A 16,158-nucleotide genomic window follows, 5' to 3' on the forward strand; every position below is an offset into this window, starting at 1 on the left:
ACCTCTCACAGGGATAGTCATGCTCGAAGAAAGAGCAAGTCCGAAAGGCGGCAGTGCATGTCAGGCAAGGTTCTCATCGTCGACGGATTGGCGACCAACAGGATCGTGATGAAGGTCAAGCTGTCCGCAGCCTATTACGATGTGATTCAGGCCGGCACGGCGGCCGAGGCCCTGGCGCTGGCGGTCCAGGAATCGCCTGACCTCGTGATCTGCGCCCCGGTTCTGGCCGACATGACAGGCCCCGAATTCGTACGCCGGCTCAAGACGCGTCAGGGCAGCGATGCGCCCCCGGTACTGCTGTTCCTGTGCGATCACGCGCCCGGGTTGCGGCTTGATGCGCTGCATGCGGGGGCCGACGAGGTACTGGTCAAGCCGGTCGGGGATCCCGCCCTGCTGGCCCGCCTGCGCAGCCTTCTGCGCCAACACCAGGTGGCGCGCGATCTGCGGATGCATGCGGGCGCCGTTTCGGCGCTCGGGCTGTCCGAGGCGGCGCGGGGTTTCGACCGCCCAGGCCGTATCGGCCTGATCGTGCCTGACAAAGGCGGCCCGGCAGACCTTGCGCGGCGGCTTGCGCAATGCAGCGGCCACAAGGTGACGCCGCTCGATCCCGAAACCGCGCTTGCCGCGCCGCGGTCAGACGTTGCACCCGAGCTATACGTGCTTAAGGTCTGTGCGCGCAGCCGCGATGCGGCGACCGATCTGATCGCCAACCTGAACGCCAAGCCCCATAGCCGCTCAAGCCCCATCATCGTGCTGTTGGCGGCGGACGCGCAGGGGCAGATGGCCAACCTTCTGGACATGGGCGTCGCGGATGTGATCGCCGAATCAAGCAACCCCGATGAGCTGGTCCTGCGGATCGGGCGGCATCTGGGCTTTGCGCGCCGCGCCAAGGCGATGCGCGACCAGCTGCAATCCGGGCTGAGGGCGGCGGTGGTCGATCCGCTGACCGGACTTTATAACCGCCGCTACGCCCTGCCTTTCCTCAATCGCCTGATAGACTCCGCCTCAAAGGAGGGACATGGCTTTGCCGTGATGGTGGCGGATCTTGATCACTTCAAGCTGATCAATGACCGACACGGCCACGGGGCGGGCGACGCCGTCCTGCGCAACGTGGCGCGGTTGCTGAAATCGAACCTGGGTCAGGACGACATGATCGCCCGGATCGGCGGCGAGGAATTCATGATCGTGATGCCGGAAACCACCCGGGGCGAGGCCCGTCGCGTCGCGCGTCAGCTCTGCGCGGCAGTGCGCGACACGCCGGTGCCGATCGCCTCGAGCGAGGCCCCCGTCCACGTCACGGTCAGTATCGGGGTCACCATCGGCCATCCGGGGGGCAACGCGACCGATCTGCTCGACGAGGCAGACCGCGCGCTCTATGGCTCCAAGTCGGGCGGGCGCAACACCGTCACCTTCTGTCGCCACCCCGCCGCCTGACGCACTGCCAGACCGCATCGGCGCAGCCGGTCAATCGCTTCTGGCGCGCCTTGCGTGATGGTGCCAACCCGCTTCAAGCCGGTCGGCATAGGCTCGTCGCGCCGCGGGGTCCATCGCCGACAACCGGTCAAGCAGCAGGCCCTGACCCAGTTCGACACGTTCGCTGATCATGCTGCGTATCCCCGCCAGATGCGCTTCGATCGCGCTGCGATCGAAGCGCTCGGCGCGCAGATCCTCGATCAGCGACTCGAAGGCCGCGCTCTGTGCCGCGCGGCCGGGCCGCCCTTCGCGATAAGCCTGGCGCATCTGCTGTGCAATCGCCTTACGGTCGGGTTCGGCCAAGGCGTGGGTCATCGGTCCCGCCGCTCCGGAGATATGCGGCATATGCCCCATATGGCGCCAGCCCGCCGAAAACAGCGCGCCCACGACCACGCCCGCCACCAGCAGGTTGAGTGCCAGCGACACGACAAGCGCCACGCGCATCCAACGTCGCGGCGCGCTTTTATTCCCTGTCTCATCCTGCGCCATCACATGGCTCCTTCCGTCATGCTGGCCAGATCAAATGTCTGCCATGGGTCCAGGTCGACCACATAGGCGGGGTCTGCCGGATCAAGATAGGCGTCAATTCCGCTTGCCGGGCTGAACCCGATCCATATGCCCGCGACCGTCGCCGTCGCGAGGCCCGCCAGCGCAGGCCAGCCCCCAAGGCCACGAAGCACTTGCTGCCACAACCCGGCCTGACGCGCAGGTTCCGCACCCGGTGACATGGCCATTGCGGCCTGAGCCGCCTGCGCTTGCGTGGCATCGGCCAAGACCCGCGCCAGCAACGCGCCGGATGGCTGCGCGCCATGACTTCGGCCTGCCTCGAAATACCCGCGCAGCGCGGCGATGTCGTCGTCAATCCTGCTCATCCACAAACCCCAATTCCGCGCGCTGTCCGGCCAGTTCCGCCGCCAGCGCCCTGCGTCCGCGCGCCAAAAGGCTTTCCACCGCCTCGACGCTGATGTCCATGATCCCGGCAATTTCGGGATTGCCCATATCCTCGAGGTGGCGCAGCACCACCGCCTGTCGCTGGCGCTCGGGCAATCCGCCAAGCGCACGTTGCAGCGCCTCCGCCCGCGCCGCGCCCTGTAGCGCCGCAGCCGGGCCGCGCGACGTGTCGATCGGCTCGGGTGCGGCCTCCAGTGGCAACGAGTGCCCCTTGCGCAGCCGGTCCGTACACAGGTTCGCCACCACCCGGTAAAGCCAGGTCGTGACCTTCGCTTCGCCCTGACGCCACTCGGGCGCGACCTTCCACAGGCGCAGCATCGCCTCCTGAGCGACATCCTCGGCCTCGGCAGGGCTGCCCAACAGGCGCTGCGCATGCGCCAGCACACGCGGCGTCAGCCGCAGCGTCAGCGCGCGTGCGGCCGCCCGGTCGCCATTGGCAAACAGCACCAGCAAGGCGTCGTCCGATATGTCGTTCATCGCATCCAGCGGCATGTTCCCTGTCCCGGGGGCTCAGGATGCACCGCCTCGGGCGGCGCGGCAATGGCCCTTCAGGCGGGCCATTCCAAGGCCCGCCCCGCGTTGATGCCGGTTCAGTCTTGCGGCGCCGATTTCGCACCGGATTTCCCGCCATGCATGCCGCCGGATTTCCCGCCCGGACCACGACCTGCGCCATCGCCGTAGTAATGGTGATGGGTATGATAGTGAACCTCGCTGGCGCCCTGACCATAACCTTTGGCCCCGTGGCGCCCGCCGTCTGCGGCACAATCCATACTGCCGGCGCCATGCATCTTGCCCGAGCCATGCATCTTGCCCGCGCCGTCCATCTTGCCCGAACCGTGATAGCCTGCGCCGTTGCGCGACTGGCCCATGCGGTCACCGCGCCGTTCACCGATGGCCTCGAACTCCTCGGCGGAAACCTTGCCGTCGCCATCACTGTCGAACCGGGCGAACATGCGGTCCATGCCACCGGCGCGCATCTCTTCGGCGCTCAGCATTCCGTCGCCATCCGTGTCGCGGCTTTCGATCATCGCCTGCGCGCGGCTCGTCATGCGCTCGGTCATCATCGCGCGCATGTGGGTGGCCATTTCATCGGCCGTCAACTTGCCATCGCCATCAGCGTCTGCAGCGCCGAAACGCGCCTCTGCGCGGGCGGTCATTTCCTCGGGGGTGATCATGCCGTCGCCGTCGACATCAAGCTCCTCGAAATCGAACATCGGCCCATGGCCGTGCCCCATGCCGCCGCCCTGCCCCTGCTGGGCGACAAGCGCCCCCGAGGTTGCGATGACAAGGGCGGCGGCGGCCCCGGTGATGTAATATGCGGGTTTCATGTCATTAGCTCCTTCGCTCGAATGCTGTTCGCGAAACCGGCCTTGCTGGCCGTTTCAGAGAGTCATACGGGCGGGCCTTGCAATTCCGTCGCGCAGGCTGCACATTTTCTGATCACGCCTGCGTGATAACAGCGGGCGGATTTGCGACATCACGACGCAAGGGCGGGACAACACCTTCATATCCGGCGCCGATTGCCCCATTTTGCAAGGCTTGAACGTCAGGAAACGCGATGACACAAACCGATACCACAATGGCCGAGCGCGAACTCTGGCCGGCCCTGCGCAAGGGATTCCGGCGCAAATGCCCCAATTGCGGCAGCGGGCCAATGCTCAAAAGCTATCTGGGCGTGCGCGACACATGCACCGTGTGCCGCGAAGACCTCAGCCATCACCGGGCGGATGACGGCCCGGCCTACCTGACAATCCTGATCGTCGGCCACCTGATGGCGCCGCTGCTGCACCTGGCCTTCGTCACCTGGCGCCCCGAGCCTCTGGTGCTGTTCACGATTTTCGCGGTTGGATGTGTGACGCTCTCGCTATACCTTCTGCCGCGACTGAAGGGGATGATCGTGGCGTTTCAATGGGCGCGCCACATGCATGGGTTCGGGGAACCGGGCTGACCCTTTCTGAACCGGAAGGGCCAAGATGAACACGATCGACAAATCCGCCCTGCGTGACGCCGCCACGGTGATCGCCTTGCGCGACCGCGAGAGCGACCCGCATGTACTGATGGGCCAGCGCGGCGCGACGGCGGCCTTCATGCCCAGCAAGTTCGTCTTTCCCGGCGGCGCGGTCGATGCCGCAGACGCCGAGGTGCCGCTGGCGCGCCCGCTGCCCGCGCTCTGCGCCGAACGCCTGGCCGAGGATGCGCCGGGCGACCTGGCCAATGCGCTGGCGGCGGCGGCGATCCGTGAACTCTGGGAGGAAACCGGCCTGATGCTGGGGCAACCCGGCAACTGGCCCGGCACCGCGCCCGATGACTGGGCGCAATTTGCCGCGCGCGGCCTGCTGCCGTCGGCCGAGGCGCTGCAATTCGTGTTTCGCGCCATCACCCCGCCAGGGCGTCCGCGCCGCTTCGATGCACGTTTCTTTCTGGTGGATGCCGGGGCGATTCAGGGCGATCTGGATGATTTCTCCGCCGCCTGCGAGGAACTTTCGCACCTGCAATGGATACCGCTGGCGCGGGCGCGCGAATTCGATCTGCCCTTTATCACCGAAGTCGTCCTGGCCGAGATCGCCGCGCGCGTGCATGATCCCGCGCCGCCCGCCTCGGTGCCATTCTTTCGCAACGATGACGAGGAAAGCCTGTTCTTGCGCCTTCAGGGCCTCAGCCCGCTGACGGAACGCCCCTAGGTCAGCACGACCAGCGCCAGGATCGAACCGGTCAGGAGCGCGATGCCCAGCCCCTCGCGCCCGGTCAGGCGTTCACGGAACACCAGCACCGAAACCGCCAGCGAAAAGATCACCTCGATCTGCCCGACCGCAAAGACCAGCGCGGCATTCTGCAAGGTGAAAGCGGTGAACCAGCACAGGCTGCCGCCCATGCTGCTCAACCCGATCCACAGCGCCACGCGGCGCGCGCGCCACACCGCCGCCAGTTGCCCGGTCTCACGCCATGCCAGCCAGATCGCCATGCCGATCACCTGGCTTGTGGTGACCGCCGCCAGCGCGACGCCCGCGCGCAACAGCGCATCCTCGCTGCCGATCGACAGGGTCGCGCCGCGATAGCATACCGCCGAGACCGCAAAGAACGCCCCCGAGGCCAGCCCCAGCCCCGCCGCCCGGTTCGCCACCCGCCGCAGGCTCAGCCCCGGCAGCCCGGCATTGTCCGACAGCACCAGCACGCCGAGAAGGCCCAGCACGATGGCGCCCAGGGCCAGCAGCCCGACCCGGTCGCCCAGAATGACCAGCCCCACCAATGCGGTCAGGATGACTTCGGTTTTCTTGAAGGTGATCCCCACGGCAAAGTTGCGCGCAGCAAACAGCGCCACCACGCACCATGTCGCCAGCACCTGCGTCAGTCCCCCGGTCAGCGCATAGGCCCAGAACCCCGGCGCCATGACCGGCAGCGCCGTGTCGGTCGCGGTCAGATAGGCCGCCACCCCCGCCACCACCAGCGGCGCGGAATAGGCAAAGCGCGCGAAGGTCGCGCCCCCGGCGGACAGCGCGCCAAGGCTGAGCTGCTTTTGCAACATGAACCGCAGAGTCTGAAACGCCGCCGCGGCCACGGAAAGGATGATCCACGGCTCCATGCGCGGCGGTATGCCCCGGATTTAACGCCTGGGCCAGAGCGGATGCGGCACCGGGTCCTTGGCACGCAGGAAATGACGCCGGAATATCTCGCCATAGGAGCGATAAAGATAGCCCTCGTTGCGCCCCAGGTAATGCGCCCTGTGCGCAGCGTATAGTGCGGGCAATCTGTACCAAGGCACCTTGGGATTCATGTGATGCACCACATGCAGGTTGTTGTTGAGAAAGATCAGAGCCAGCGGCCCGCGGTCCTCGATGATGACCGTGCGCCCGCGCGCCTTGTCATGGGCGCGATGCTCCAGGAAGGTGCGGATCTTCAGGATCGACAGCGCCGCGTAGACCGACAGAAGATAGGCCCAGACCGGCATCTGCGCCACGGCAACCAGCCACCAGAGCACCAGCAGCACCGCTGGCACATGCCACAGCCAGGCCGACAGGACCCCCGGCGCACCGGCCCGCATGGCGCGCAGGTCATCGCGCATGAACGCGACCTGCCCCACCAGCGGCCCCAGCAGCAACCGCCCCGCCAGCGTGTTGTTCAGCGCCAGCACCCGACGCAGCCACCCGGGCAGCCGCGCCCAGACCGCCGGATCGAGGTAATTGCTTTCCGGATCGTCATAGGGATCGGTCAGATGCTCGTCGCGGTGATGCGCCAGATGGGTGTCGCGGAACCGCCGATAGGGCACGACAAGGTTCAGTGCCGGAAAAACAAGCGCCTCGTTGAGCCGCGCATCGCGCATCGGGTGGCCATGCAACGCCTCGTGACTCAGCGAGGAATGGAGCGCCACGCATAGCGCAGTCATCACCATGCCCAGCGGCAACCACAGCGCCGCCGCCCATGTCGTGCCAAGCGCCCAGCCGCCATAACAGGCGACCAGCAGCAGCAATGTCGGCCATTCGGCGCGCGCCCGCGCCCTCAGCGCCTCAGCCATGCCTGCGCCCCCAGCCGATATGCGCCCAGATGCGTTCATATATGAAATACATGGCCAGCCCGAGCATCGTGTTGATCGCCGCCATGGCGCCGCCCACCGCCGCCGATCCGGTCATCAACAACCCGACAATGGCCATGACCGTCAGCCCGATCACATTCCAGACAATCGCCTTCACCAGCGTGCGCTGCCGCGTTTCCATGAATCCTCCGATGTTGTGCTTGGCATCATCGTTACGCTCTGACGCGGTGGCGGGGCATTCCAAAAACAGTTAACATTTTCCTGCATTGGTGATATTAATCACCATATGTCGCAAAAAACGGACAAACGCCTGCGCGCCGACCTGTTTCGCATCCGCCTTGCCGAGGCCCTGCGCGAGCGCGGCACCAATCAAAGCGCGCTGGCCCGCGCCGTGGGTGTCGACCGCTCGACCATTTCACAGCTTCTCAAGGGGTCCGGCGCACGGCTGCCGAATGCGCAGGTGGTGGGCGAATGCGCCCGCGCGCTCGGGGTGTCGGCCGACTGGCTGCTGGGGCTGACCGACAGGCCCGAAACCGCCGCCGACATCCTTGCCAACACCATGTCGCTGACCGAAGCGCCCCGCGCCCTGGTCGACGAACAGATATTCCAGTGGCACAAGGAAGCTGCAGGCTACAAGATCCGCCACGTTCCGGCGGGAATGTCTGACATGCTCAAGACCCGCGAGATGGTCGAATGGGAATATGCGCCGCATCTTGGCCGCAGCACGAAACAGGTGATCGGCGCCTCCGAGGACCGGATGGAATGGATGCGCGGCGCACAATCCGATTATGAGATCGCGATGCCGATCTTCGAGGTCCACAGCCTGGTGCGCGGCGATGGCTATTACGCCGGGCTGCCCCGCGACATCCGCGAAACGCAGGTGGATCGCCTGATCGAGACGACCGAGCTACTCTACCCCCGGCTGCGGGTCTACCTGTTCGACGCGCGGCGGCTCTACTCGGCGCCGGTCACCATATTCGGCCCCCTTCTGGCGGTGATCTATATCGGCCAGAACTACTTGGCGTTTCGCGATACCGAGCGTGTTCAGGCCCTGACCCAGCACTTCGACCATCTTGTGCGCGAGGCGCATGTCTCGGCGCGCGAGCTGCCCGGCCACTTGCGGACCCTGCGCCAGGAGCTACTGGCATAGATGCGCGCCACGCTGGCCCGCCGGCCCTGCGCACCGCACGAAGTCTTCGCAAAACCCGCCCTTCATGCCGGTTTCCACCGTGTCGACATATCAAGGCCATACCACCACCATAGTTTCGGTGCAGGTGCAAAACATGGGCTGATCAATCTGGAACGGGGCAACGGGAGACACCCGATGATCGACTATTTCCTGATCCTTGCTTTGGGTCTGCTCGTGTTCTGCCGGCCGCTGGCGAACATGGCGCGGCGATCACGCCATATTGCAAGGTTCATTCCGGGCGAACGCCCGCCCGGTGCGAAAGATCCCCGCTGACCGGATGCGGCTTTGCCCCGGCATCCATCCATGCCGAACCATCGAAGCCAAGTGCCGGCAATACTACGCATAAATACCTAAATCCTGGCTTCACTAAATTTAGGGTTGATCTCAACTGCCACTGTATTAACGTAGACGCACAACCAAGGGTCGCAAACGGCCCACAGGCAGACAGAAGGCAGGCATATGATGACTCTACTCCTGCGTTGAGTTGAGTACGATTACCCAGTCCTGAGATAGTTCGTCTCATTTTCGAGACGCGTAGCGTCACCGGCCGCGTTATCGCCGGGTCTCCGTTCCACATGTTGATGATGATCTGGTTGGGTGCGCCTTGAAACCTACCGGAGGGCAACTTGCTCTTTTACATCGCCAGTTTCCTGAGCATCGTGTCCGGGCTGATCCTTTTCGGCCTCGGGATATACGGATTGCTGGGCACCGATTACACCAAGCTGCATGTCATCACCGAATTGCTGAAACCGATGGGGTTCAGCCCGGTGATCGACCAGCTTTATCTCGGCTTCCTCGCCGCCCTTGGCTTCTGGCTGACGCTGGGCGCCTATATCCGCATTCCGGCGGCGATGGCGCTCGGCATGGTCATCGGCAAGCTCTAGCTGGTCGGGGATATCCTGAAGATCGATTCCCTTCTGTCGGTCGCGCTGGTGCTGATCTTTTACGCGGGACTCTTGCGCATCATCACCAACACCTCGCATGACAAGCATGACCGCATCTCGCCCTACGTGTTCAAGTTCTGGTAGAAGTGCACAGGCACGGCCCCGGTGACGCGCGGGTTCAGAACGGCATCGGATGCGCCCGGTGCGCGGCGTCGATATCCTCCAGCACCTCCGAGGACAGTTCCATATCCCCCGCATCCAGCGCATGATCGAGCTGCTCAAGACTGGTCGCCCCGAAGATCGCCGAACACATGAAGGGGCGCGAAAGACACCATGCCAGCGCCATCTGCACCGGCTCCAGCCCGTGCTTTCGCGCAACCTCCAGATAGGCATCGACCGCCCCGAAGGCGCGCTCGGTGATCCGGCCCCCAAGGGTTTCGTTGAGGCAGCGGCGCGACCCCTCCGGCACCGCCCCGCCCTGGTATTTGCCGCTCAAAAGACCCGCCGCCAGCGGCGAAAAGGCCAAGAGCCCGACATCCTCGTTGACACAGAGTTCCGCCATGTCGGTATCGAACAGGCGGCACATCAGCGAATATTCGTTCTGCACCGATGCCACCCGCGGCCAGCCCCGCGCCTCGGCCAGGCGCAGCCATTGCGCCGTGCCCCATGCGCTTTCGTTGGACAGGCCGAAATGGCGGATATTGCCCTTGTCCACCTGCTTTTGCAGCGCCTCCAGCGTGTCTTCCATATGGGCGATGGTCGCGTCGCGGTCCTGCGACGAGGGATCGAAGTGCCAGTTCTTGCGGAACATGTAGCTGCCCCGGTTGGGCCAGTGGAACTGATAAAGGTCGATGTGGTCCGTTCTGAGCCGCCTGAGCGACCCTTCCACGGTCTCGGGGATGGTGGCGGAACTGATCGGCGCGCCCTCGCGCGCGTTCATGAACCCCTCGCCGGAATGCTTGGTCGCAAGGATCACGTCACCGCGCCGCCCGCTTTTGGCGAACCAGTCGCCGATGATCTCCTCGCTGCGCCCGGTGGTTTCCTTGAGCGTCGGGTTGACCGGGTACATTTCCGCCGTGTCGATGAAGTTCACGCCGCGCTCCAGCGCCCGGTCGATCTGCGCATGTCCCTCGGGCGCACTGTTCTGCGACCCCCAGCTCATCGAGCCAAGACATAGCGCACTGACCTCAAGGCCGCTGCGGCCAAGCGGGTTCATCCTCATGTCTGTCCCTTCCCGTGGTTTTTCAGGTTTGCGCCGAACTTAACGTTTTGGCGCGCAAGGTCACCCCCGGATTTGCCCCCGTCGCAAGCGCCGGGAAAATGCGTGAACATGCAAAAAACGACATGGCTTTGTCGATTACCTGCTGGCACCTGCGCGCCAAGCTGACACTCTGGTCGGGTCATGCGCATCCTCATTTCATTCGCCGCCCTTTTCCTCTCGGTCATCCTGCTGCAGCTCTCGACGGGCGGCGTTGCGCCCCTCGATGCCATTTCCGGACTGGCGCTCGATTTCTCGACGGCGCAGATCGGATTTCTGGGGTCTGCGCATTTCGTGGGCTTCTTCATCGGCTGCTGGTGGTCGCCGCGCCTGATGGGCAATGTCGGCCATTCGCGCGCCTTCGCCGCCTTCACGGCCATGGGCGCGATCGGGCTCTTGCTGCACATGATGGTGGTCGATCCCTATGCCTGGGCGCTCCTGCGCGTGGCCTCGGGCATCTGCGTTGCGGGCTGCTACACGATCATCGAGGCCTGGCTGCAGGCCGAAGTCACCAACGAGACGCGCGGCCGCTCGATGGCCGCTTACCGGATGGCCGACATGGGGGCCGCGCTGCTGGCGCAGATGATGATCTCGGTGCTCGAACCGGCCTCATACGTGTCCTACAACCTGCTGGCGCTGCTGTGTTGCGCGTCGCTTCTGCCGCTGGCGATGACGCGCATCCGCGAACCCGTAACCCCCGACGCCCCGCGCCTGCGCCCCGGCCTTGCCATCGAATGCTCGCCGCTGGCGGCGATGGGTGTGGTGGTCGCGGCGCTGTCCAGCGCCACCTTCCGCATGATCGGGCCGGTCTATGGCCAGCAGGTGGGATTGGCGATCGACCAGATCGCGTGGTTTCTGGCCGCCTTCGTGCTGGGTGGCGCGCTGGCGCAATACCCGGTGGGCTGGCTCGCGGACCGCTATGACCGCCGCTGGGTGCTGCTGGCGCTGTCGCTTGCCACGATCGTCAGTTGCATCGTCACCGCCATAACGCATGAGCTGACCACCAACGGCGTCTTCCTGACCGCGTTCTTCTTCGGGCTGACCAGCTTTCCGATCTTCTCGGTCTCGGTGGCCCATGCGCATGACTTTGCCAGATCCTCGCAGAGGGTCGAGCTGTCGGCGGCGCTGATGTTCTTCTATGCCATCGGGGCCATCGCCGCGCCGGTCCTCGCCTCCGCGCTGATCGCCCGCTACGGGCCGCAGGCGATGTTCGCGATGATCGCCGTGGGCCATCTGGCGCTGATCGTGTTCGGATTGGCGCGGATGCGGGCGCGTCCCACCGCGGGCGCGCGCACCTCCTATATCTGGGCGCCGCGCACCTCTTTCGTGATCGGCCGCCTGACCGGGCGCAGCCGCGAGCGCGATCAGCGCCGCACCGAATGATCCGCCGGGGCGCCTCCGGCCTCCGCCGCCTCGGCTGCATCCTCGGCCTGTTCGACATACCATTCCTGCGCCGCCTCCACGGCCACCGGCGAGGAGGTCGGCAAAACGCCCAGGTAACTGCCGGTCTCGTCCACCGGGACGGCGGCGCGGCGCGTCATCCGCCAGCTGGCATATAGCGTGATCGCCACGAAGATGACCGCCGAGAACAGCCAGAACCCCTCGGGGCCGACCAGCTCCATCACCTGCCCCATGATGATCGGGCCGGCAATCGCCCCGACGCCATAGGCAAAGATCAACCCGCCCGACGCCGCCGCCATGTCCTCGACCTCGAGCGTGTCGTTGGTATAGGCGATGAACAGCGCGTAAAGCGGGTTGGCCACGCCGCCCATGATGAAGGCCAGCACCAGCAGCGTCTCGAACTGGATGCCCGCAAACAGGCCGATCACGGTCGACACCGCGCCGATCGCCCCCATCCCCAGGATCAGTAACCGGCGATCCATCCGGTCCGAGAGCCACCCCACCGGAAACTGCCACACCATCGACCCGGCAAAGATCGCCGCCACGAAACCGGTGATCTGCGCGACGCTCAACCCGGCCGCGGCCCCGTAAACCGAGGCCATGCCGAACTGCGCCGCGAAGACCCCGCCCAGAAGCAGGATGCCGACACTGGCCAGCGGCGAGTGATCGTAAAGCTGGCGCAGGCTCATCGGCTTGGTGGATTCAAAGGCCGGGGTGGGCGTCACCGACAACAGGATCGGCGCAAAACTCAGCGACACCAGGATCGACGGGATCACGAACAGGAAATACCCCGCCGCCTCGCCAAGGTTCATCATGCCCTGCGCCGCGATCAGCCCGGCCATCTGCGCCACCATGTAAAGCGACAGCACCTTGCCGCGCGTCTGGTTGGTCGCGGCATTGTTGAGCCAGCTTTCGGCCGTCACATAGACGCCCGACAGGCAAAAGCCGATGACCACCCGGATCACCGTCCAGCTGATCGGATCGGTCAGCACCGGAAAGGCGATCAGCCCGGCGGACAGGAACGACCCGAGCGCCGCAAAGACCCGCACATGCCCCACGCGCCGGATCAGTCCGGGCGCCAGCCGGCTGCCCACCAGGAAGCCCAGGAAATAGCCCGAGGTGATGATCGACAGCTCCAGCGTGCCGAAACCTTCGATCGCGCCGCGCACACCCATGAGCGTCGCCTGCATGCCGTTGCCGATCATGATCAGCGTCATGCCCAGCAACAAGGCCCATACCGAGGCGATCACCTGAAACATTCGCACTTGCCTTGTCCTTGGGCGCAGCCGCTGCGCGCTTGAGGCACTGCTGCGGACGCTTCGTTGCCTGCGGGCCTAGCAGCGGCCACGCCCCTCGTCCAACCCGATTGCGACGCGAATGTCGGATTTTTGCCGCCCCCGCCGCGCGCTGGCTCTGGCCCTTCGCGCCTGTGCGCATTACACGGGGTGCAATACTGACGCATCCGCAGAACGCAGGACGGACTCGATGGCAAGGCACCTGATCACATCGGCACTTCCCTATATCAACGGGATCAAGCACCTGGGCACGCTGATCGGCTCTCAGCTTCCCGCTGACCTATATGCGCGCTACCAGCGCGGGCGCGGTCACGAGGTGCTGTTCCTCTGTGCCACCGACGAACACGGGACCCCCGCGGAACTGGCCGCCGCCAAGACCGGCGAACCCGTGGCCGACTACTGCGCGCGCATGCACAAGGTGCAGGCGGATCTGGCGCGCGGTTTCCGGCTCAGCTTCGACCATTTCGGCCGCTCCTCCAGCCCCCAGAACCGCCGCCTGACACAGCATCTTGCCGGCAAACTCTATGAGTCCGGCCTGATCGAGGAAGTGACCGAGAAACAGGTCTATTCCAAGGCCGATGGCCGCTTCCTGCCGGATCGCTACATCGAAGGCACCTGCCCCAATTGCGGCTATGACAAGGCCCGTGGTGACCAGTGCGAGAACTGCACCAAGCAGCTCGACCCGACCGACCTGATCGACCCGCGCAGCGCCATATCCGGCTCCACCGACCTCGAGGTGCGCGAGACCAAGCACCTGTTCCTGCGCCAGAGCAAAATGCGCGACCAGTTGAACGCCTGGATCGACTCCAAGGAGGACTGGCCGATCCTCACGACCTCGATCGCGCGCAAATGGCTCAATGACAATGACGGGCTTCAGGATCGCGGCATCACCCGCGACCTGGATTGGGGCATCCCCGTCAAACGCGGCGATGCGGACTGGCCCGGCATGGAAGGCAAGGTGTTCTATGTCTGGTTCGACGCCCCCATCGAATACATCGCGTGCGCCGCCGAATGGGCCGAGGCCCACAGCCTTGACGACAGCGCCTGGGAACGTTGGTGGCGCACCGGAAAAGGCGCCGCGGATGTGCGCTATACGCAGTTCATGGGCAAGGACAACGTGCCCTTCCACACGCTCAGCTTCCCCGCCACGCTGATCGGCTCGGGCGAGGACTGGAAGCTCGTCGATTTCATCAAGTCGTTCAATTACCTGAACTATGATGGCGGCCAGTTCAGCACCTCGCAGGGGCGCGGCGTTTTCATGGATCGCGCGCTTGAAATCCTGCCTCCCGATTACTGGCGCTGGTGGCTGCTCAGCCACGCGCCCGAAAGCTCGGATTCCGAATTCACCTGGGACAATTTCCAGCAATCGGTGAACAAGGACCTTGCCGACGTGCTGGGCAATTTCGTCTCGCGCGTGACCAAGTTCTGCCGCTCCAAATTCGGCGAGGCGGTGCCCGATGGCGGCGAGATGCGCGCCCGCGAACGCGCTCTGATCGACGATATCAGCGACCGGGTGCGCGCCTATGAGGCCCATATGGAGGCCATGGAGGTGCGCAAGGCCGCCCAGGCGCTGCGCGCGATCTGGGTCGAGGGCAACGAATACCTGCAAGAGGCCGCGCCCTGGGCCACCTACAAGGAAGACCCCGAACAGGCCGCCGCCCAGATCCGCCTGGCGCTCAACCTGATCCGGCTCTACGCGGTGCTCTCTTCGCCCTTCATCCCGGATGCCTCGGCGGCGATGCTCAAGGCCATGCAGACCAGCGACGATTCCTGGCCCGACGACGTGGCGCAGGCGCTCGCCCATCTTCCCGCAGGGCATGGCTTCATGGTGCCCGAGGTCCTCTTCACCAAGATCACCGACGATCAGCGCGACGAATGGCAGGCACAGTTTTCCGGCGTTCAGGACTGACGCCGAGGCTGCCGCACCGGCTCTGGTACCCGCGGCCGGACTCGAACCGGCACGGCCTTTCGGCCTGGAGATTTTAAGTCTCCTGTGTCTACCATTCCACCACGCGGGCCAGTTGAGCGGACAATATCCGTTCCGGCCCCCGTGTAAACCCGTCTGAACGCGCCTTAAAGCGCGTCTTCCTGCGCCTCCAGCGCGGGCAGAAGGTGGCGCTCGCTCAGCCAGGGATTGAGATCCAGCGCCCCGCGCAGCGCCAGCACCGCCTCGGGCACACGCTCCAGCGCCAGCAGCGTCAGGGCCTGCCCGCTCAGCGCCCCCACATGGTGCGGCGACAGGTCGATGGCGCGCTCCAGATCCGGCAATGCGGCCTCGTAATCCTCACGGATGAAATTGATGAAAGCGCGTTGGTTGTAGCCTTCGGCATAATCCGGGCAATAGGCGACCAGCGCATCGAACGCCTTGATCGCGCCCGCGAAATCATAGGCCTCGCGCCGCGTCATGCCCTCGTTCAGAAGCTCCTGGGCGTAAGCGTCGGGCGCATCCGTCCACAAGGCCCACATCCGGTTGGACACCGCCTGACCGCTGCGTTCATCGGGGGCATCCCGGATCTCGCCGATCAGGCGCGTCAGCGCCTCCGAATGATCAGGCGGCGGCGGGCAGTCCCCGGCCCGCGCCGTGCCGGGCAGCGCCGCGCCGACCGCAACAAGGCCGCACAGCAACAGGAAGACAGGCAGAACTTTCATCTTTTCAACAAAGCACCGCGATGCCGCCCGGTCAAATAACATCCGAGAGAGCATTCTCCTTCACCGCCTGCATCGCGACATAGGTCGATGTGTTGGCGACATGCGGCAGCGTCGATATCTTCTCGGCCAGGACCCGGCGGTAATCGGCCATGTCCTGGGTGCGCACCTTCAGCAGGTAGTCGAAATTCCCCGCGATCAGATGCACCTGTTCGATCTCGGCGATGCGTGTCACCGCGGCGTTGAACTCGGCCAATGCCGCCTCGCGCGTGTCACGCAGCCGCACCTCGACGAAACTGACATGGTCCAGACCCAGCCGGATCGGATCGAACAGCGCCCTGTAGCCGGTGATCACCCCGTCCTTCTCAAGGCGGCGCAGCCGGGCCTGCGTCGGGGACTTCGAAAGGCCGATCTCGCGCGCGAGGTCGGTGATGCTGATCCGGCCATCCCCGGCAAGAACCCTGAGAATCGCCCTGTCGAAGCGGTCCAGCTCTGGATAGTCATTATTCATCGGTGGCCCCGTGATTTTGCAG

Annotated in this window: 19 protein-coding genes and 1 tRNA gene; 8 read left to right on the plus strand and 12 right to left on the minus strand. The window is 65.1% G+C overall.

Annotated elements, in window-relative coordinates:
* Window positions 1-57 precede the first annotated feature (57 nt).
* Window positions 58-1,434, plus strand: a complete 1,377-nt coding sequence (locus tag N5A93_RS05960) for a diguanylate cyclase (protein WP_268954163.1) — start codon at window positions 58-60, stop codon at window positions 1,432-1,434.
* A gap of 30 nt (window positions 1,435-1,464) precedes the next feature.
* Here N5A93_RS05960 and N5A93_RS05965 read toward each other — a convergent pair whose 3' ends face one another.
* The 4 genes from N5A93_RS05965 to N5A93_RS05980 form a co-directional block, all read right to left on the minus strand.
* Window positions 1,465-1,962, minus strand: a complete 498-nt coding sequence (locus N5A93_RS05965; protein WP_268954164.1) for a periplasmic heavy metal sensor — start codon at window positions 1,960-1,962, stop codon at window positions 1,465-1,467.
* Complete coding sequence (locus N5A93_RS05970; RefSeq protein WP_268954165.1) at window positions 1,962-2,345, minus strand: hypothetical protein; 384 nt, start codon at window positions 2,343-2,345, stop codon at window positions 1,962-1,964. Before N5A93_RS05970 ends, N5A93_RS05965 begins: the two co-directional genes overlap by 1 nt.
* Window positions 2,332-2,916, minus strand: coding sequence for an RNA polymerase sigma factor (locus tag N5A93_RS05975; protein ID WP_268954166.1), 585 nt, complete (start codon window positions 2,914-2,916; stop codon window positions 2,332-2,334). Before N5A93_RS05975 ends, N5A93_RS05970 begins: the two co-directional genes overlap by 14 nt.
* Before the next feature lie 98 nt (window positions 2,917-3,014).
* The gene (locus tag N5A93_RS05980) at window positions 3,015-3,752 is read right to left on the minus strand and encodes an EF-hand domain-containing protein (protein ID WP_268954167.1); all 738 of its coding nucleotides are present in this window, start codon (window positions 3,750-3,752) and stop codon (window positions 3,015-3,017) included.
* 230 nt (window positions 3,753-3,982) lie between these two features.
* Between N5A93_RS05980 and N5A93_RS05985 the strand changes: the two genes are divergently transcribed.
* Together N5A93_RS05985 and N5A93_RS05990 are read left to right on the plus strand one after the other, a co-directional pair.
* Window positions 3,983-4,372: a DUF983 domain-containing protein gene (locus tag N5A93_RS05985; protein WP_268954168.1), complete on the plus strand. Its 390-nt coding sequence runs from the start codon at window positions 3,983-3,985 to the stop codon at window positions 4,370-4,372.
* Window positions 4,373-4,397: 25 nt separating this feature from the next.
* Window positions 4,398-5,105, plus strand: a complete 708-nt coding sequence (locus tag N5A93_RS05990; RefSeq protein ID WP_268954169.1) for an NUDIX hydrolase — start codon at window positions 4,398-4,400, stop codon at window positions 5,103-5,105.
* Here the strand turns inward: N5A93_RS05990 and N5A93_RS05995 are convergent.
* Genes N5A93_RS05995 through N5A93_RS06005 form a run of 3 tightly spaced genes read right to left on the minus strand, consistent with a single transcriptional unit; the run spans window position 5,102 to window position 7,133 of the window.
* Window positions 5,102-6,004 carry a DMT family transporter gene (locus tag N5A93_RS05995; RefSeq protein ID WP_268954170.1) on the minus strand — a complete coding sequence of 301 codons (903 nt, stop codon included), beginning with the start codon at window positions 6,002-6,004 and terminating at the stop codon, window positions 5,102-5,104. The genes N5A93_RS05990 and N5A93_RS05995 overlap by 4 nt on opposite strands.
* A 21-nt stretch (window positions 6,005-6,025) precedes the next feature.
* On the minus strand, window positions 6,026-6,934 hold the full coding sequence (locus tag N5A93_RS06000) for a fatty acid desaturase (RefSeq protein ID WP_268954171.1): 909 nt from the start codon (window positions 6,932-6,934) through the stop codon (window positions 6,026-6,028).
* A complete protein-coding gene (locus N5A93_RS06005; RefSeq protein ID WP_268954172.1) occupies window positions 6,927-7,133 on the minus strand; it encodes a DUF2061 domain-containing protein in 207 nt (68 codons plus the stop codon). The genes N5A93_RS06000 and N5A93_RS06005 overlap by 8 nt, the downstream gene beginning before the upstream one ends.
* Before the next feature lie 105 nt (window positions 7,134-7,238).
* Between N5A93_RS06005 and N5A93_RS06010 the strand changes: the two genes are divergently transcribed.
* The 3 genes from N5A93_RS06010 (at window position 7,239) to N5A93_RS06020 (ending at window position 9,025) form a co-directional block, all read left to right on the plus strand.
* On the plus strand, window positions 7,239-8,102 hold the full coding sequence (locus tag N5A93_RS06010) for a helix-turn-helix domain-containing protein (protein ID WP_268954173.1): 864 nt from the start codon (window positions 7,239-7,241) through the stop codon (window positions 8,100-8,102).
* A gap of 174 nt (window positions 8,103-8,276) precedes the next feature.
* On the plus strand, window positions 8,277-8,414 hold the full coding sequence (locus N5A93_RS06015) for a hypothetical protein (protein ID WP_268954174.1): 138 nt from the start codon (window positions 8,277-8,279) through the stop codon (window positions 8,412-8,414).
* 353 nt (window positions 8,415-8,767) lie between these two features.
* On the plus strand, window positions 8,768-9,025 hold the full coding sequence (locus N5A93_RS06020; RefSeq protein WP_268954175.1) for a hypothetical protein: 258 nt from the start codon (window positions 8,768-8,770) through the stop codon (window positions 9,023-9,025).
* A 178-nt stretch (window positions 9,026-9,203) separates the two neighbouring features.
* Here N5A93_RS06020 and N5A93_RS06025 read toward each other — a convergent pair whose 3' ends face one another.
* Window positions 9,204-10,247 (minus strand): aldo/keto reductase, encoded by a 1,044-nt coding sequence (locus tag N5A93_RS06025; RefSeq protein ID WP_268954176.1) that lies wholly within the window; start codon window positions 10,245-10,247, stop codon window positions 9,204-9,206.
* Between the two features lie 180 nt (window positions 10,248-10,427).
* Between N5A93_RS06025 and N5A93_RS06030 the strand changes: the two genes are divergently transcribed.
* Complete coding sequence (locus N5A93_RS06030; protein WP_268954177.1) at window positions 10,428-11,666, plus strand: MFS transporter; 1,239 nt, start codon at window positions 10,428-10,430, stop codon at window positions 11,664-11,666.
* On the opposite strand, the gene N5A93_RS06035 is transcribed toward N5A93_RS06030, so the two are convergent.
* Entirely contained in the window at window positions 11,648-12,943 is a 1,296-nt protein-coding gene (locus N5A93_RS06035; protein ID WP_268954178.1) for an MFS transporter, read from the minus strand. The genes N5A93_RS06030 and N5A93_RS06035 overlap by 19 nt on opposite strands.
* A 226-nt stretch (window positions 12,944-13,169) precedes the next feature.
* Here N5A93_RS06035 and metG point away from each other — a divergent pair, with 226 nt between their 5' ends.
* A complete protein-coding gene (gene metG / locus N5A93_RS06040) occupies window positions 13,170-14,888 on the plus strand; it encodes a methionine--tRNA ligase (protein ID WP_268954179.1) in 1,719 nt (572 codons plus the stop codon).
* A gap of 23 nt (window positions 14,889-14,911) precedes the next feature.
* On the opposite strand, the gene N5A93_RS06045 is transcribed toward metG, so the two are convergent.
* The 3 genes from N5A93_RS06045 to N5A93_RS06055 form a co-directional block, all read right to left on the minus strand.
* Window positions 14,912-14,997 (minus strand) — tRNA-Leu (locus tag N5A93_RS06045).
* A 55-nt stretch (window positions 14,998-15,052) separates the two neighbouring features.
* Window positions 15,053-15,628, minus strand: a complete 576-nt coding sequence (locus N5A93_RS06050) for a tetratricopeptide repeat protein (RefSeq protein ID WP_268954180.1) — start codon at window positions 15,626-15,628, stop codon at window positions 15,053-15,055.
* Between the two features lie 31 nt (window positions 15,629-15,659).
* Entirely contained in the window at window positions 15,660-16,136 is a 477-nt protein-coding gene (locus N5A93_RS06055) for an Lrp/AsnC family transcriptional regulator (protein ID WP_268954181.1), read from the minus strand.
* Between the last annotated feature and the right edge of the window lie 22 nt (window positions 16,137-16,158).

The organism is Roseovarius salincola, from assembly GCF_026891095.1.
Classification (GTDB): domain Bacteria; phylum Pseudomonadota; class Alphaproteobacteria; order Rhodobacterales; family Rhodobacteraceae; genus Roseovarius; species Roseovarius salincola.

Excerpts from the sequence above, each read along its gene's own strand:
- N5A93_RS06005 (WP_268954172.1), bottom strand. The coding sequence starts at position 7,133 with ATGGAAACGCGGCAGCGCACGCTGGTGAAGGCGATTGTCTGGAATGTG.
- N5A93_RS05960 (WP_268954163.1), top strand. The coding sequence starts at position 58 with ATGTCAGGCAAGGTTCTCATCGTCGACGGATTGGCGACCAACAGGATC.
- N5A93_RS06025 (WP_268954176.1), bottom strand. The coding sequence starts at position 10,247 with ATGAGGATGAACCCGCTTGGCCGCAGCGGCCTTGAGGTCAGTGCGCTA.
- N5A93_RS06015 (WP_268954174.1), top strand. The coding sequence starts at position 8,277 with ATGATCGACTATTTCCTGATCCTTGCTTTGGGTCTGCTCGTGTTCTGC.
- N5A93_RS05970 (WP_268954165.1), bottom strand. The coding sequence starts at position 2,345 with ATGAGCAGGATTGACGACGACATCGCCGCGCTGCGCGGGTATTTCGAG.
- metG (WP_268954179.1), top strand. The coding sequence starts at position 13,170 with ATGGCAAGGCACCTGATCACATCGGCACTTCCCTATATCAACGGGATC.
- N5A93_RS06050 (WP_268954180.1), bottom strand. The coding sequence starts at position 15,628 with ATGAAAGTTCTGCCTGTCTTCCTGTTGCTGTGCGGCCTTGTTGCGGTC.
- N5A93_RS05995 (WP_268954170.1), bottom strand. The coding sequence starts at position 6,004 with ATGGAGCCGTGGATCATCCTTTCCGTGGCCGCGGCGGCGTTTCAGACT.
- N5A93_RS06055 (WP_268954181.1), bottom strand. The coding sequence starts at position 16,136 with ATGAATAATGACTATCCAGAGCTGGACCGCTTCGACAGGGCGATTCTC.
- N5A93_RS06035 (WP_268954178.1), bottom strand. The coding sequence starts at position 12,943 with ATGTTTCAGGTGATCGCCTCGGTATGGGCCTTGTTGCTGGGCATGACG.
- N5A93_RS05965 (WP_268954164.1), bottom strand. The coding sequence starts at position 1,962 with ATGGCGCAGGATGAGACAGGGAATAAAAGCGCGCCGCGACGTTGGATG.
- N5A93_RS06010 (WP_268954173.1), top strand. The coding sequence starts at position 7,239 with ATGTCGCAAAAAACGGACAAACGCCTGCGCGCCGACCTGTTTCGCATC.
- N5A93_RS05990 (WP_268954169.1), top strand. The coding sequence starts at position 4,398 with ATGAACACGATCGACAAATCCGCCCTGCGTGACGCCGCCACGGTGATC.
- N5A93_RS05980 (WP_268954167.1), bottom strand. The coding sequence starts at position 3,752 with ATGAAACCCGCATATTACATCACCGGGGCCGCCGCCGCCCTTGTCATC.
- N5A93_RS05975 (WP_268954166.1), bottom strand. The coding sequence starts at position 2,916 with ATGCCGCTGGATGCGATGAACGACATATCGGACGACGCCTTGCTGGTG.
- N5A93_RS05985 (WP_268954168.1), top strand. The coding sequence starts at position 3,983 with ATGACACAAACCGATACCACAATGGCCGAGCGCGAACTCTGGCCGGCC.
- N5A93_RS06030 (WP_268954177.1), top strand. The coding sequence starts at position 10,428 with ATGCGCATCCTCATTTCATTCGCCGCCCTTTTCCTCTCGGTCATCCTG.
- N5A93_RS06000 (WP_268954171.1), bottom strand. The coding sequence starts at position 6,934 with ATGGCTGAGGCGCTGAGGGCGCGGGCGCGCGCCGAATGGCCGACATTG.